15 protein-coding genes are annotated in these 13,818 nt (G+C 42.8%); 10 read left to right on the top strand and 5 right to left on the bottom strand.

All coding sequences use genetic code 11. From position 1 onward, the window contains the following. The first annotated feature begins 131 nt into the window (after positions 1-131). Both ACIFO6_RS14800 and ACIFO6_RS14795 read left to right on the top strand, forming a co-directional pair. The gene (locus tag ACIFO6_RS14800) at positions 132-1,043 is read left to right on the top strand and encodes a LysR family transcriptional regulator (protein WP_430041441.1); all 912 of its coding nucleotides are present in this window, start codon (positions 132-134) and stop codon (positions 1,041-1,043) included. A 114-nt stretch (positions 1,044-1,157) separates the two neighbouring features. Next, positions 1,158-2,297 carry a 5-methyltetrahydropteroyltriglutamate--homocysteine S-methyltransferase gene (locus ACIFO6_RS14795; RefSeq protein ID WP_430041439.1) on the top strand — a complete coding sequence of 380 codons (1,140 nt, stop codon included), beginning with the start codon at positions 1,158-1,160 and terminating at the stop codon, positions 2,295-2,297. A gap of 221 nt (positions 2,298-2,518) precedes the next feature. Here the strand turns inward: ACIFO6_RS14795 and ACIFO6_RS14790 are convergent, their stop codons facing one another. The 3 genes from ACIFO6_RS14790 to ACIFO6_RS14780 form a co-directional block, all read right to left on the bottom strand. Beyond that, positions 2,519-2,881 carry a hypothetical protein gene (locus tag ACIFO6_RS14790; RefSeq protein ID WP_430041437.1) on the bottom strand — a complete coding sequence of 121 codons (363 nt, stop codon included), beginning with the start codon at positions 2,879-2,881 and terminating at the stop codon, positions 2,519-2,521. A gap of 146 nt (positions 2,882-3,027) precedes the next feature. Then, positions 3,028-3,222, bottom strand: coding sequence for a hypothetical protein (locus ACIFO6_RS14785; RefSeq protein WP_430041435.1), 195 nt, complete (start codon positions 3,220-3,222; stop codon positions 3,028-3,030). A gap of 245 nt (positions 3,223-3,467) precedes the next feature. Further along, a complete protein-coding gene (locus tag ACIFO6_RS14780) occupies positions 3,468-3,806 on the bottom strand; it encodes a helix-turn-helix domain-containing protein (protein ID WP_430041433.1) in 339 nt (112 codons plus the stop codon). Positions 3,807-3,942: 136 nt separating this feature from the next. Here ACIFO6_RS14780 and ACIFO6_RS14775 point away from each other — a divergent pair, with 136 nt between their 5' ends. Then, positions 3,943-4,416 carry a hypothetical protein gene (locus ACIFO6_RS14775; RefSeq protein ID WP_430041431.1) on the top strand — a complete coding sequence of 158 codons (474 nt, stop codon included), beginning with the start codon at positions 3,943-3,945 and terminating at the stop codon, positions 4,414-4,416. 117 nt (positions 4,417-4,533) lie between these two features. Then, on the top strand, positions 4,534-4,638 hold the full coding sequence (locus tag ACIFO6_RS14770; RefSeq protein ID WP_212734478.1) for a YjcZ family sporulation protein: 105 nt from the start codon (positions 4,534-4,536) through the stop codon (positions 4,636-4,638). A 212-nt stretch (positions 4,639-4,850) separates the two neighbouring features. Here the strand turns inward: ACIFO6_RS14770 and ACIFO6_RS14765 are convergent, their stop codons facing one another. Next, the gene (locus ACIFO6_RS14765) at positions 4,851-5,981 is read right to left on the bottom strand and encodes a phosphodiester glycosidase family protein (RefSeq protein WP_430041428.1); all 1,131 of its coding nucleotides are present in this window, start codon (positions 5,979-5,981) and stop codon (positions 4,851-4,853) included. 248 nt (positions 5,982-6,229) lie between these two features. Here ACIFO6_RS14765 and ACIFO6_RS14760 point away from each other — a divergent pair, with 248 nt between their 5' ends. The 4 genes from ACIFO6_RS14760 to nspC all read left to right on the top strand — a co-directional run bounded on the left by ACIFO6_RS14760 (position 6,230) and on the right by nspC (position 11,675). Next, a complete protein-coding gene (locus tag ACIFO6_RS14760) occupies positions 6,230-6,853 on the top strand; it encodes an SMI1/KNR4 family protein (RefSeq protein ID WP_430041426.1) in 624 nt (207 codons plus the stop codon). 181 nt (positions 6,854-7,034) lie between these two features. After that, positions 7,035-8,915 (top strand): molecular chaperone HtpG, encoded by a 1,881-nt coding sequence (gene htpG / locus ACIFO6_RS14755; protein ID WP_430041424.1) that lies wholly within the window; start codon positions 7,035-7,037, stop codon positions 8,913-8,915. Positions 8,916-9,327: 412 nt separating this feature from the next. Further along, a complete protein-coding gene (locus ACIFO6_RS14750) occupies positions 9,328-10,527 on the top strand; it encodes a saccharopine dehydrogenase family protein (protein ID WP_430041422.1) in 1,200 nt (399 codons plus the stop codon). Positions 10,528-10,535: 8 nt separating this feature from the next. Beyond that, complete coding sequence (gene nspC, locus ACIFO6_RS14745) at positions 10,536-11,675, top strand: carboxynorspermidine decarboxylase (RefSeq protein ID WP_430041420.1); 1,140 nt, start codon at positions 10,536-10,538, stop codon at positions 11,673-11,675. A gap of 200 nt (positions 11,676-11,875) precedes the next feature. On the opposite strand, the gene ACIFO6_RS14740 is transcribed toward nspC, so the two are convergent. Beyond that, a complete protein-coding gene (locus ACIFO6_RS14740; RefSeq protein WP_430041419.1) occupies positions 11,876-12,373 on the bottom strand; it encodes a hypothetical protein in 498 nt (165 codons plus the stop codon). 380 nt (positions 12,374-12,753) lie between these two features. On the opposite strand from ACIFO6_RS14740, the gene ACIFO6_RS14735 reads away from it, so the two are divergent. Both ACIFO6_RS14735 and ACIFO6_RS14730 read left to right on the top strand, forming a co-directional pair. Further along, positions 12,754-13,269: a hypothetical protein gene (locus ACIFO6_RS14735; protein WP_430041494.1), complete on the top strand. Its 516-nt coding sequence runs from the start codon at positions 12,754-12,756 to the stop codon at positions 13,267-13,269. A 35-nt stretch (positions 13,270-13,304) separates the two neighbouring features. After that, positions 13,305-13,811 (top strand): GNAT family N-acetyltransferase, encoded by a 507-nt coding sequence (locus ACIFO6_RS14730; RefSeq protein ID WP_430041418.1) that lies wholly within the window; start codon positions 13,305-13,307, stop codon positions 13,809-13,811. Positions 13,812-13,818 lie beyond the last annotated feature (7 nt).

Genomic DNA, 13,818 nt, shown 5'->3' with positions numbered 1-13,818 from the left:
CAGTTTATTTAAGAACCACTTTGTTTTCGTGAAGTGGTTTTTGATTTCTCTCGGACGTCTTCATCACATGAATCATGTCGTATCTATGTGTTATATAATAAAAGAAACACAAACGGAAAGGACATCATGCATTGACCTTACAACAATTAAAATATGTCATCGAGGTTGCCAATCGCGGCTCCATGAATGAGGCGGCGAAGCGGTTGTTTATTTCCCAGCCCAGTCTGTCAAACGCGATTCGGGATCTGGAGGAAGAAATTCATATTACGATTTTTGATCGTACCAATAAAGGTATCTCTTTGTCCAAGGAGGGTGTGGAGTTTCTCGGTTATGCGCGTCAGGTCGTCGAACAGGCGGAGCTGCTGGAAAGTCGCTATCTGGATGCCAAGCCTTCACCGCAGCATTTTTCCGTATCCACGCAGCATTATGCTTTTGCCGTAAATGCATTTGTGAATCTGGTGAATCAATATGGACAGGATGAGTATGAGCTGGCTTTGCGGGAGACGAAAACCCATGAAATCATACAGGATGTCAAAAGCTTGCGCAGCGAAATTGGAATTTTATATTTGAACGAATTTAACGCCAAGGTGATTAATAAGCTGCTAAAAGATGCAAATCTGCAATTTAACAGCCTGTTTATCGCCAAGCCGCATATTTTTATCAGCACCAATAATCCGTTATCCCGACAGTCCATTGTGACCATTGATCAGCTTCATCCTTATCCGTATCTGTCCTTTGAGCAAGGGGAGTACAATTCCTTTCACTTCTCCGAGGAGATTCTGAGCACGCTGTCGCATCCCAAAAGCATTCGTGTCAACGACCGGGCAACCCTTTTCAATCTGCTGATTGGCCTGAACGGCTATACTATTTCTACCGGGGTAATTAGCGCCGATTTGAATGGCAACGAGATTATTTCCGTACCCTTGGAATGTGAAGAGTCTATTAATGTGGGATGGATTTGTCATAAAAATGCTTCGCTCTCCAAGCTGGCCTCCGTCTATGTAGAAGCGCTGCATGAGGCGATAAGCGAATTAAAGGTTTGATATAGCTTTAGGCTATAACTAGATATAGTTTATTGGAGTTACCTTATAACTGAAAATGTGTGTTATCTTTCTTACAAGAACTTCACTACAGAAGCGAAAAAGGAGATAACCCTAATGAGCAGCATCCTTGACAATGCATCCCAACGAAAAGTGACCCCTTTCAGACAGGATATGGTTGGCAGCTTTCTGCGTCCGCAAGCGATCAAAGACGCCAGAATTCAATTTCAAAACAACGAAATTTCTGCGGACGAATTGAGAAAGATTGAAGACAACGAAATTATCAAGCTGGTGGAAAGGCAAAAATCCGTAGGACTTAAAGCTGTGACAGATGGTGAATTCAGACGCTCTTGGTGGCATCTTGATTTTATGTGGGGTCTGGCTGGCGTGGAAAAGGTAGAGCTTTCGAACGGTTACCAATTCCAAGGCGTGGAAACAAGAGCAGAAACTGCACGCTTGACTGGTAAAATCGGTCATTCCCTTCACCCTTTCATTGAAGACTTCAAATTCTTGAAGCAAGTAGCAGGTGAGGACGCGATTGCACGTCAAACCATTCCCGCACCAGCACAGTTCCTGTCCGAGCTGCTGCGTGGAGAAAACAAAGAAACAACCGATACCTATTACAGCAATCTGGATGAGCTGGTGACGGATATCGCCCAAGCTTACAAATCCGTGATTCAAGCGTTCTATAATGAGGGCTGCCGCAGCTTGCAATTGGATGATTGCACATGGGGCATGCTCTGTGATAAAAACTATTGGGAAGCCAGACAGCAAGCGGGTGAGAATGTGGAAGATACCAAAAAGCTGTTTGCCCGCGTGAATCAGGAAACCGTGAAGGATCTTCCAGCCGATCTGGTGGTTACGACCCACGTATGCCGTGGTAACTACCACTCCACCTGGGCATCCTCCGGCGGCTACGAGCCTGTTGCCGAAACCCTGTTCGGCATCGACAACATCGACGGCTACTATCTCGAATTCGATACCGACCGTGCAGGCGATTTCACACCGCTGAAGCATCTGAAAGGCCAGCAGCAGATCGTCCTGGGCCTCGTTTCATCCAAAACAGGTGAATTGGAAGACAAGCAGACGGTCATTAACCGTATCAAGGAAGCCACTCAATTCGTCGATATCAACCACATCTGTCTTAGCCCACAATGCGGTTTCGCTTCTACGGAAGAGGGCAATATCCTGACCGAAGAGCAGCAGTGGAAGAAGCTTGCCTTCATTAAAGAGATTGCGGACGAGATTTGGAAGTAAGGGTTGAAGGGTTCATAATTAAAAAACACGCCACTTGTGGGCGTGTTTTTTTGTTTGAATATATACTTCGTTCGGATGGTTACTATTCATCGGCAATCTAAATAGTAGTGTTTCATAGTTTTTACTGATATTGATAACTGATTTATGATGCTTACTATTTTTGCATAATAGAAGTAATTGGAATACGAGAAAAGGAAGAGTGATGGATTGTGGGGAAATCGTCAAAGAAGAAGCGCAACCAAAAGCCTGATCAATATACTTCCTTTGGTCCATTCGAAATGGTCTAATTCGGAAATACAGTTGTGATGAGGAATAACATGAGCGGGGAGGATCAATCGAATCCCGTCTTTAACTCCTTCCATATACATAGATTGTTTGTCCTGACTTAGCTGATAGCCTATTGCTTCTTCCCATTCAGACAGCAGAAGTTGGATATTCTCGTTTTGGCTAATTTTCAGTTGCTCAATTTGCGTAAATAGATTCTTATCCTCTGATGAACATGAAGCGTTTTGTTCACTGGCAAGTTCTAATTCATAAAAACGTTGCCGTAATGCTTCTTGAAACCAATTCGGCCAATCTGACATAACACATTTACCTCCCGTGATTCGTGTGTGGGTATATTAATTCTGATGGGGAGGGATGGCAAGTTATTGTTTTGTGTAGGAAGTAGCTTGCTATGTTATTTAGTTACTGATTTTTACATGCAAAAAGCTTACTCCTACTCATTGGATTAAGTTGGAATAAGCTCTAAAAGTTTATCAAGCGTGTTGTCAAGTTGTTTTGTACGATCCTCCGCCTTTCCTTCTACTATGGCATCATTGAATGATGAAATAATAATAATCATTAATGCGAATTTTTCCTCTTTGTTTAATTCGATATTTTCATAGGCGTATAAGAATTCAGTTATTCTTGAAGAATCCGACATTCCATACTCCTAATCTTAGGGAAATTTATCAGGAGAAGGTAATTTTATTTTCTTTACAAGACCTTCAATAGCACTTTTAGTAACATACTCTGGGTATATGTTCTCCATGGTTATTTCTCCTTTTTATTATTTTCCTATTCCTGAAGGATGAGCGCTGCTATATGGAAAAGCAGATCTAATTCCACCATCCTCTTTTACTATGGTGGGTTTGTTTGACTTTCATAATTCTGAAAGCAAAAATGCTCTTAATTTGTAATCTCCCTTATCACATTTCTCGCCAAGCGTACCTTGTCTGGACTCGACTTTCTAAGCATTGTGATAATCTGCATAATTTCCTCATCAGATTCCGTCATTTTTGGGTCTTCGCTTACATATGAGAAAAGTTGAATCAGATTTACATCTAATGCCTTTGCGATTTTAGCCACGTTTAACAAAGATACGTTCTTTTCTCCTCGTTCGATCTGTCCTATGTATGAAAAATGAAATCCGCCTTTTTCCCCAAGAGCTTCCTGAGAAAGACCTTTTTCTTTCCGCAAAACACGTATTCTGGCACCAACCAGCTTTAATACTTCTTTATCTTGCATCAGCTACACCTCACTAGTTAAAAAGTGTAGACAAGTTTTTGCTCACCAAACATTGTCCGAATATTATCATCGATATCTATTTGTATCAAAACGTCGTATAATAAGACTAATATTGAAATTCTCTGGAGGAATAGATATGAAAAAAGATTCTTCTACCCTTAACCGAAGTCATACCCAGCCATCCAGACGCGCACAACACTTACATCATTCAATAATCGATTTCCACATTCAATCCCAATACCACATGAAACTAGCTAAAATCCTGCAAAAGCACAACCAGCTCCAATGCTGCATTATCCTGTGCGACTGGGCTTTAACTTCCATGCTGAAAGCCCTATATATGAAGGAAAACAATACCCTTTGCCCTCCAGATTTCCTGTCCATGACTGACCTGCTGCACTTATTACATACTGACACCAACCCGGGATTGGATGTTGTCGTATTTATCGGCACCACTCAATTTCTGTCATCCCAGTTAGAAACCCCGCTCCTTCGAAAGATGAAGAACAAGGATGTGAGCAGATTGCTGCGCAGAACCGACGATATTTTGTGCGAGTTGTCTCCCCGAGTAATAACCGATCTATCAGAGACATATCAGTCCATTTTCTAAAAAGTCTTATCCTGTCAAATAACTTGTCTGCCAAATAAACGTTGCCAATGCGCCCTGTCGTAAACCGTTTTTCTTCATACGATAAGAGTATGCTTTAAAGCAAGGAGGGATTCAGATATGGGTGAAGTTGGTTACGGTGGCGGTGGAGCATGGACATCCACAGGCGCGATTCTGGTATTGTTCATTTTGTTGGTTATTATCTCTAAATCTTTTCTAATCTAACAGCAGTTTAGCGTTGTTTAAATCCACAAAACAGCCTTCTTTCACTACAAAGTGAGAGAAGGCTGTTTTAATGCAGAATGGATGTTAGCCCAAGCATGTTGTCTGGTCCTGCAAGCATTGTTATACTCTATATACAGGGAAAATTCCCCTTAGCGATGTAACATACACGAATACGCAGAATACGCGAAAAAAACGGAGATTCGTTGACCCGTCTATTGATATTTTATAATAATCGCATTGCTGATTTGGCGGCCGGGTGTGGTGAGATAGGAGCCGTTGTAATACAGCCCACTGGAAGCACCGCCATCCAAATTCATGGCCTGATAAGCGCCTGCCTGCTTCATGATTTGAGCAAGCTGTGGAATAGTGGCTCCGCCTGTGGTCAGGAGGATTAGCTTATGATCCCGTGTAATCCCGAGTGCACTGCGGGCCCCGCCACCTGTTAATATTTTAGGGTCCTTGAAGCCTTCAGCTTTGACATTCAGGGAAATCTTTCCGTTCGTCACCAGACGAGGTCCAGCTTGAAGGGCTCCTTCGACGTTGCCTTCGCTTAACCGCTGTTCAAAGGCAGGACCCGAAACCAGCTCGGCCAGATGGTTAGTATCGTAAGTAAAGACGGTTCGTTGGTCGCCAGAGCTTTTTTTTAACAAATTCCCGTGGCTGACCAGATAGCCGTAAGGCGTTTTGTATGAGCTTTTGGTATAGGCGTCAAAGTAGGTGCCGTTGATGGCTACAACCGCTCGATTGCGTTTGGCGAGACCGCTTAGGTTCTCCACTTTGCCGATGCTATCGCCTGCCAGCGCCACATCCAGACTCACCTTGGGATGAAGCATGGAGATGGTGACCACCTTAACGGAGAAGGTGCGTGATCCGACCTTGAAGCTTTTGTGAGCCGTCTGGATCGGTGTGGTGCTGCCGGGTAGCTTGCCCGTGAGTACCGGAAGCATGACGGACGTTGTGCCTTGCTTGATATGTACCGATGAGGTTTCCTTTTGCCATGAGACTTGCAGGTTTAGGTATTGGCTGATGAACTGCAAGGGAACGTAAGTGGAACCATTATCGGTAAAAGGAGCCCTTTGCATACGGATTGTTTGATCATTAACTTTAGCCGTAGACTGTCCTGCAAATAAGGTGAGTCGGGTATCGCCTTGGGCAATCTCAATCTTTTTGTCCGTAGCCGTCTTGTTGATGGTGATCCTTTCATAGCTGTTCAGGAGGCGGAGAGGGATGAACGAATGGTTACTTTGATCCACATAGACCAGCATAGGCGCTGGTGCAGCAGCGTAGATCGGGGTTACAAGGATTAACAGGGACAGGATAACAAGTACGGTGATTCTTTTCATGAATAGATCAATCTCCTTATGTAGTCTTGACACTTTACGAGGTGCTTGTACTTATATCGGTTTTTATAGGTTGTAAATGTATGTGCGAGACAGGGCGTTGGATCATCTGGCGTAACCATGAACCACTGCGCTGGTAATACGAATATTTTGAAAATGAGGATAAAAGCAAAATCTGTTAAGCTAACTTGGAAGAATGTGTAATAGCATATGATGCAGTTCTGATATAGAAAGGAAAGAGGTGCGGGGACATGGACAAGAAGGCGGATATTCGCACATCCATGAAGGAGTTATTTGCACATATGGATGAAGCTTTTTTAATGGACTTAGTGGAAAGGGTACCCTTTGAAATGCGCGATGGAGAATCTGATAAGGAGGGCTGGATCAAGTGGAAGCCTCTTCCTTCGCAGATTACAGAACAGGAGGTTCGGGAGCTGGAGAAAACCTACGATTTTGAGCTGCCGCCCTTGCTGAGAAGTTTCATCATGTCCTACCATTATGTGTCTTTACAATTTGATAACGAATGCATTCCGGGGGTGTATTGGAGCGATTGTGGTTTCGTCGAGTTTCCACGAATGCCTGTGGGCCAAGGGCTAAAGGGATTTTATGAGCTGATCGACCAGTGGTCGCCATTGCTGTCGGCAGGATATATTCCCTTCGCAGTGGCAGAGGAGAACGAGGGTCCTGTCTGTTTGAATGCAGGGAGCAGACAGAAGGATGGTGACTATCCCATTGTATGGTTCTATCATCAGGATTTGCAGCATCTGGACGAGGAAGAGTTACGCATCAGAGATAACCTGATTCCCCATGTACAAGGGCTGTTCTCATCCTCTGTCGAGATGTTTAACGTCATGTTTAAGGAGATCAGGCACTAACCCATCTTTGGGGCAGGAATTGTACTCACAGACATCTATCGTATTGACATAAAAAATGAGGAATGTTATAAAAAAAGGTAGGCTGGCACTCGAATGAGGGGAGTGCTAACAGGTTTTCCTGTTTGGACGGTTTCCCATGTGCAGCCTTACATAAGGTTCATATTCGAAAGGAGATATCAGAATGGATAAAAAACAGTTTCAGGCTGAGTCCAAGCGTTTGCTCGAAATGATGATTAACTCGATTTACACGCAAAAGGAAATTTTTCTAAGAGAGCTGATCTCCAACGCAAGTGATGCGATTGACAAAATTTATTACAAAGCGCTGACGGATGATCAACTGGTCTTTGATAAAGAAAATTACTATATCAAAGTAACAGCCGACAAGGAGAACAGAACGCTCACTCTTCGCGATACTGGGATTGGCATGACGAAGGAAGAGCTGGAAAATAACTTGGGTGTCATTGCTAAAAGCGGCTCGCTGTCGTTCAAAAATGAGAATGAATCCAAGGATGGTCATGACATCATTGGGCAGTTCGGGGTAGGCTTCTATTCGGCGTTCATGGTGGCGGATGTCGTTACAGTGACTACAAAGGCACTGGGCAGCGATACCGCATATAAGTGGGAATCTACAGGTGCAGACGGGTATACCATTGAGCCAGCCGAGAAGGATGAAGTCGGTTCTGTGATAGTTTTGAAAATCAAAGCAAACACCGAGGACGAATCCTACGACGAATATTTGGACGAGTATCGTTTAAAAGCCCTGATCAAGAAATACTCCGACTTTATCCGTTATCCGATCAAGATGGATGTTACAGGCAAACGTCTGAAAGAGGGCAGTGACAACGAGTTCGAGGATTACGAGGAAGAACAGCTTATTAATAGCATGGTTCCAATCTGGAGAAAGAACAAAAGCGAGCTGACCGACGAGGATTATCACAATTTCTATGCGGAAAAACGCTATGGCTACGACAAGCCACTCCAGCATATCCACGTCAGTGCGGACGGTGCGGTGGTGTATCAGGCTATTTTGTTCATTCCTGAAAATATTCCGTTTGATTTCTATTCCAAGGAGTATGAAAAAGGGCTGGAGCTGTATGCCAACGGTGTGCTGATTATGGAAAAATCGCCTGACCTGCTGCCGGATTATTTCAGCTTTGTCAAAGGTATGGTGGACTCCGAAAGCTTGTCGCTGAACATTTCCAGAGAAATGTTGCAGCATGACCGCCAGTTGAAGCTGATTGCCAAAAATATCGAAAGCAAAATCAAAGGCCAACTGCTGACCCTGCTCAAAAATGACCGGGAAAAATATGATCAATTCTACAAATCATTTGGCAGACAATTGAAATTTGGTGTCTACAACGATTATGGAACTCATAAGGAGACGCTTCAAGACCTGCTCATGTTCTACTCTTCTACAGAGAAAAAGCAAGTTACACTGGACGAATATATATCGCGTATGCCTGAGGATCAGAAATATATTTACTATGCTTCCGGAGAGTCCAACGAGCGTATCGAGAAGCTGCCGCAGACCGAAATGGTGGCCGACAAGGGCTACGAAATTCTGTACTTCAGCGATGATATTGATGAGTTCGCTATTAAAATGCTCATGAGCTACAAGGAGAAAGAATTCAAATCCGTATCCAGTGGCGATCTGGGCATTGAGGCTGACGAGAACGAGAAGGAAACAGAAGCGGAACAAAACGACAACAAAGAGCTGTTCGAGTACATGAAGGGCTTGCTGGAAGGCAAGGTATCCAGTGTTAAAGCCTCCAAGCGCTTGAAGACGCATCCGGTGTGTCTGTCCGCAGACGGTGAAGTGACGATTGAAATGGAGAAAATCTTGAATGCCATGCCGAACAACGCCGATGTAAAAGCAAACAAAGTGCTGGAGATTAACATCAACCATGCGGTGTTCAACTCTCTGAAAGAGGCTTTTGCCGAGGACAAGGAGAAGGTCAATCTCTATACGGCATTGCTGTATAATCAAGCTCTGTTGATCGAAGGCTTGCCACTGCAAGACCCGGTTGAATTCACCAATGATATTTGCAAAATTATGGTTTAACAAGCTTTAATGCTGTACAGAGCCGTTCCCACATCGGGAGCGGCTTTATTCATGATAAACAAAGGAGGGCGATTCCCCCTCTCTGAATCTTCTTCATAGGAATTGGCGGGGTGGCCTTTTTGTTAGAAATAAGATAATATTAATTCTTTAAGGCTGTTTACTTGGAATGCAAAAAACTTCCTTTAAACGTGTACTGACTTCCCTGGAACGCCTTGGGAGGGGCTTTGTGCTCTTTATTTTATGGTGTTTTCATGCCTGAATTTGGGATTTGTAAAATTTTTGTGACATAGTGGTGTGAATTTTTACACTGCAAATTATCGTTTTTCTTGATTATTTGGTAGGATGTCTTTATAATCATTTTGTTTGCAAGAATGATTAGCGATTAGCGTATGGAATAAGGAGGTTATTTATTTTGGGAAAAGCATTGATTATTGGCGCCGGTGGCGTGGCCAGCGTTGTGGTGCATAAATGTTGCCAAAACCCAGATGTATTTGAAGAAATTTGTATCGCGAGCAGAACTGTTGCGAAATGCGATGCACTTAAAGAAAAGCTGGGTGGAGGCCGTACGAAGATACAAACGGCTCAGCTGGATGCTGACAACACCGACATGGTCATTGACCTGATTCGAAGCTTTCAACCGGATGTAGTTATCAATGTGGCTCTCCCTTATCAGGATTTGACGATTATGGATGCTTGCCTTGAGACAGGCGTTCATTACGTTGATACGGCGAATTATGAACCGCCGGATACGCCGAAGTTTGAATACAGCTGGCAATGGGCCTACAAAGAAAGATTCGAAAAAGCAGGCATTACAGCTCTGCTGGGCAGCGGTTTTGATCCAGGCGTGACTGGAGTATTTACGGCTTATGCTCAAAAGCATTATTTTGATGAAATTCATACGATTGATATTGTAGATGCGAATGCAGGGGACCACGGATATCCTTTTGCCACTAACTTTAATCCGGAAATTAATATTCGGGAAATTACGGCGAAGGGCCGTTACTTTGAAAATGGAGAGTGGATTGAAACTGAGCCGCTTTCCGAGAAAAAGGTATACGACCTTCCTGAAATCGGACCGAAAAACATATATCTTTTGTACCATGAAGAACTGGAATCTCTTGCAGTAAACATTAAAGGCGTGAAAAAAATCCGTTTCTGGATGACTTTCTCGGACAATTACTTGAATCATTTGAACGTGCTTCAAAACGTAGGTATGACTTCCATCGAGCCTATTGATTACGAAGGACAGCAAATCATTCCATTGCAATTCCTGAAAGCCATTTTGCCAGACCCGGCTTCCCTGGGTCCTAGAACCAAGGGTAAAACGAACATTGGATGTATCATCCAGGGTATTAAAGACGGAAAACCGAAAACGTATTATGTATACAATGTGTGTGATCATGAGGAATGTTATGCTGAGGTTGGCTCCCAAGCCATTTCCTACACAACAGGCGTTCCTGCCATGATCGGCGCAATGCTTATCATTAAAGGCATCTGGAAAAAACCAGGCGTATACAACGTTGAGGAATTTGATCCAGATCCATTCATGGAAGCACTGAATAAACACGGATTGCCATGGCAAGAAAGCTTCACGCCAACGTTGCTTGATTGAGGCCTGCGATGAATATTGATATTAGCGGACTTCCATCACCTTGTTATCTTGTTGACGAAAGACTTCTTGTGAAAAACCTTGAGGTTTTAAATTCTGTTCAAGAGCGAACAGGCTGCAATATTTTGCTTGCGCTTAAGGGATTTTCGATGTTTTCGACATTTCCTCTGGTTGGTAAATATTTAAAAGGCGTAACTTCCAGTTCGTTGTTCGAGGCGAGACTGGGTCGCGAAAAAATGGACAAGGAGGTTCACGTATACGCACCCGCTTATGTTGACAGTGAATTTGACGAGCTACTGGAGTATGTTGACCACATCGTTTTCAACTCCTTCGATCAATTGAAACGGTTCAAAAGTAAGGTGCAAGGCGTGACTTCCAAAAAGATAGAAATTGGAATTCGGGTCAATCCGGAATATTCGGAAATCGAAACTCCGCTGTATGATCCTTGCTACAACAACTCCAGAATGGGTGCGACCTTGGCTAACTTTAGACCTGAGGATCTGGATGGCGTGGATGGTATTCATTTTCATACGATGTGTGAACAGAATTCCGACACGCTGGAGCGCACCATTAAAGTCGTGGATGAGAAGTTCGGGCCATACATTAAGCAAATGAAATGGCTTAATTTTGGCGGCGGTCATCATATCACCAGAGAAGACTATGATCTGGACACGCTGGTACGCTGCATCCAATATTTTCAGGATAAATATGGTGTACAGGTTTACCTGGAGCCGGGAGAAGCTATTGCTTTGAATACCGGTTATCTGGTTGCTACAGTCCTGGATACGATGAAAAACGGAATGGATATTGCGATTCTGGATACTTCCGCTGAATGTCATATGCCTGATGTACTGGCTATGCCTTATCGTCCGAATATTATTGATGCAGGCAAGCCTGGTGAGTATGCACACACCTACAGACTCGGTGGCCTTACCTGCCTGGCCGGAGATGTGATTGGCGACTATTCTTTTAAAGAGCCATTGAAGCCGGGAGACAAGCTTGTATTCTGCGACATGGCCCATTATACGATGGTCAAAAACCACATGTTCAACGGAGTCAACCTGCCAGCCATCGCCAGCTACAACGACGAAGAAGGTATCAAGGTGATCCGCCAGTTCTCCTATGAGGATTTTAGCTCCCGTTTGTCATAAGACTTACACAGGGGTAAAAGAACTGAGTGCACCGAATAGAATGACTGAACACCAAGAGCCTCGCCCCTTGAGATAGGGGCGAGGCTCTTGGTGTAGTTAGAGTTTTTTATTTTTGTACGCGCCTTTTGTATGTATCCAACACAACAGCAGGCAGTAAATAATAATTTAACTATTTGGAAAGTTACATAAATTTAATTAGTCTATTTTACAACTTCAGAAGAGATTTTATAGTCAAATATATGTCCTCCAGGCTGAAGTCCAAACGCATTGACGGTAAAGTAGTAGTTCTTACCTTTTTCAAGATTTACATTAAGAAAATATTGACCGTCTCTTGATCGTGTAACATATTTACCGTTACTATCGTAAATTTTTAGTTCTAACCAAGAATCAGAATATCTATCTCCCTGAATTGTAAATTGAACATTGTTTGATTGAAAAGCCTTAAATGTAAATACATCGTAGTTTTCCCAAGTTCCTTGTACTTTTTCCCCGAGGGTTCCAATGACACCATCACCTATAAAATAATAGTTAGCTTGTTCAAAACTATCATTTGGCTCCTGTTCATGATATTCAAGTACAGAGGCAAGAGATGATTCCTTTGCTACTGGTACAGGATTTGCTTCTTCGGCTAAAGCGATTCCGGCAGAAGAACTTAACATAAGTGTCAGACCTAATGAAGCTAACAACGTTTTTTTCATGAATAAGCGACCTCTCTTTTTGGGATTTATATTCATTAATATGAATATATTAGTAATAGAACTCAGTTCAATTGTATATGATTTCCCAGTAAATTGAAACAATAAAATGGTATATTTATCAATAAAATAAATATAATAGAACATTTTGTTACAAAGGTGTATTTTTTCATCCCTCAGAAGTAAAATCTAAGGAAGTTATGTTGAAAGGAAATGAAGTATGTACTAACAGCTCAAAATGGAATACATGATCAGAGCTTTTTTTGCTGGAAATTCGGTGAATTTCTTGGCTGCAAATATTTATGATATACTCATTGGATTGGAAACCTATTTGAATGTAAATGTATGAAACATATGGAATGACAGGCAGAGGTGAAATGAACATGTTTGACCCGACGGTTTTTGATAATTTAAAAGTAGGTATGGAAAATGCAGTATACGATCTGGATAGTCTGGATTCACGTATTGAAATCACGCAACGGATCGACCGATTGGAAATGTCCGTGATGTCGCGTGAATTCGCTATACAGTTCAGGCTGAGGGAACGACCCGGTGTGACGGCAGAAATTCGCTTAAATGCAGATTTAAATAACCTGGCTGCAGAAATTTTGGAGATCGAAGATCAAATCCCCGGATGTGTGCTGCTGCTTAGCTTCTATATGGAGATTCGTGAGATTGAAACACAGTGCAGCCAGATTGAAGATGTATTGACGCAAATTTGGAAGCCGGATCTTAGGCCAGTCCAAACGCTCAGCTTTATTTACGGGGAAAAGGCAGCTACATACCAAAACAAGATTGAGCTTCAATTTTCCAGACAAATTAATGAAGATCAGATGGAGGATATCCCGGAGCTATTGGAGCATATTTTGCTGACGCTTACGGAATTACACAAGGTATGAAATAACATAATCATTAAAGGAGCTGGCAGTATAAAATGAATGAACTTGAATTCTCACAAGTGTATGCGATTATGGAAGCCTCTTTTCCTGAAACGGAATGCAGAATATATGCATCGCAAAAGGCACTGCTTACTCATCCTTGTTATCGCTTAATCACGGAAAAGGATGAGCAAGGGCATACGATCGCTTTTCTGGCAGGCTGGGAATTTACACACTTTCGGTTTGTAGAGCATATTGCGGTAGATCAGGCTATACGTGGTGGCGGTTTAGGTAAAAAGCTCATGAGCAGATTTATTTCACAGTCCGATAAACCAGTAGTGCTGGAGGTTGAGCCACCTGAGGATGAATGGACTCGGAGAAGAATTGGTTTTTATGAACGCTTGGGATTCCATCTCAATGATTTTGAGTATGTACAGCCTCCTTTGAGGGAAGGACAGACCGATCTGAGGCTTCAAATTATGAGCTATCCGTATGTGCTGACAGAACAGGATTTTGCGCCGTTTAAACAAATTTTATATACCGAGGTTTACGGGCTGAAATGAGAGAACG

This window comes from Paenibacillus sp. NRS-1781 (assembly GCF_050467745.1).
Classification (GTDB): domain Bacteria; phylum Bacillota; class Bacilli; order Paenibacillales; family Paenibacillaceae; genus Paenibacillus; species Paenibacillus terrae_A.
The sequence above is the reverse complement of the archived record's forward strand: the minus strand, read 5'-3'. Positions and strand labels throughout refer to the sequence as shown.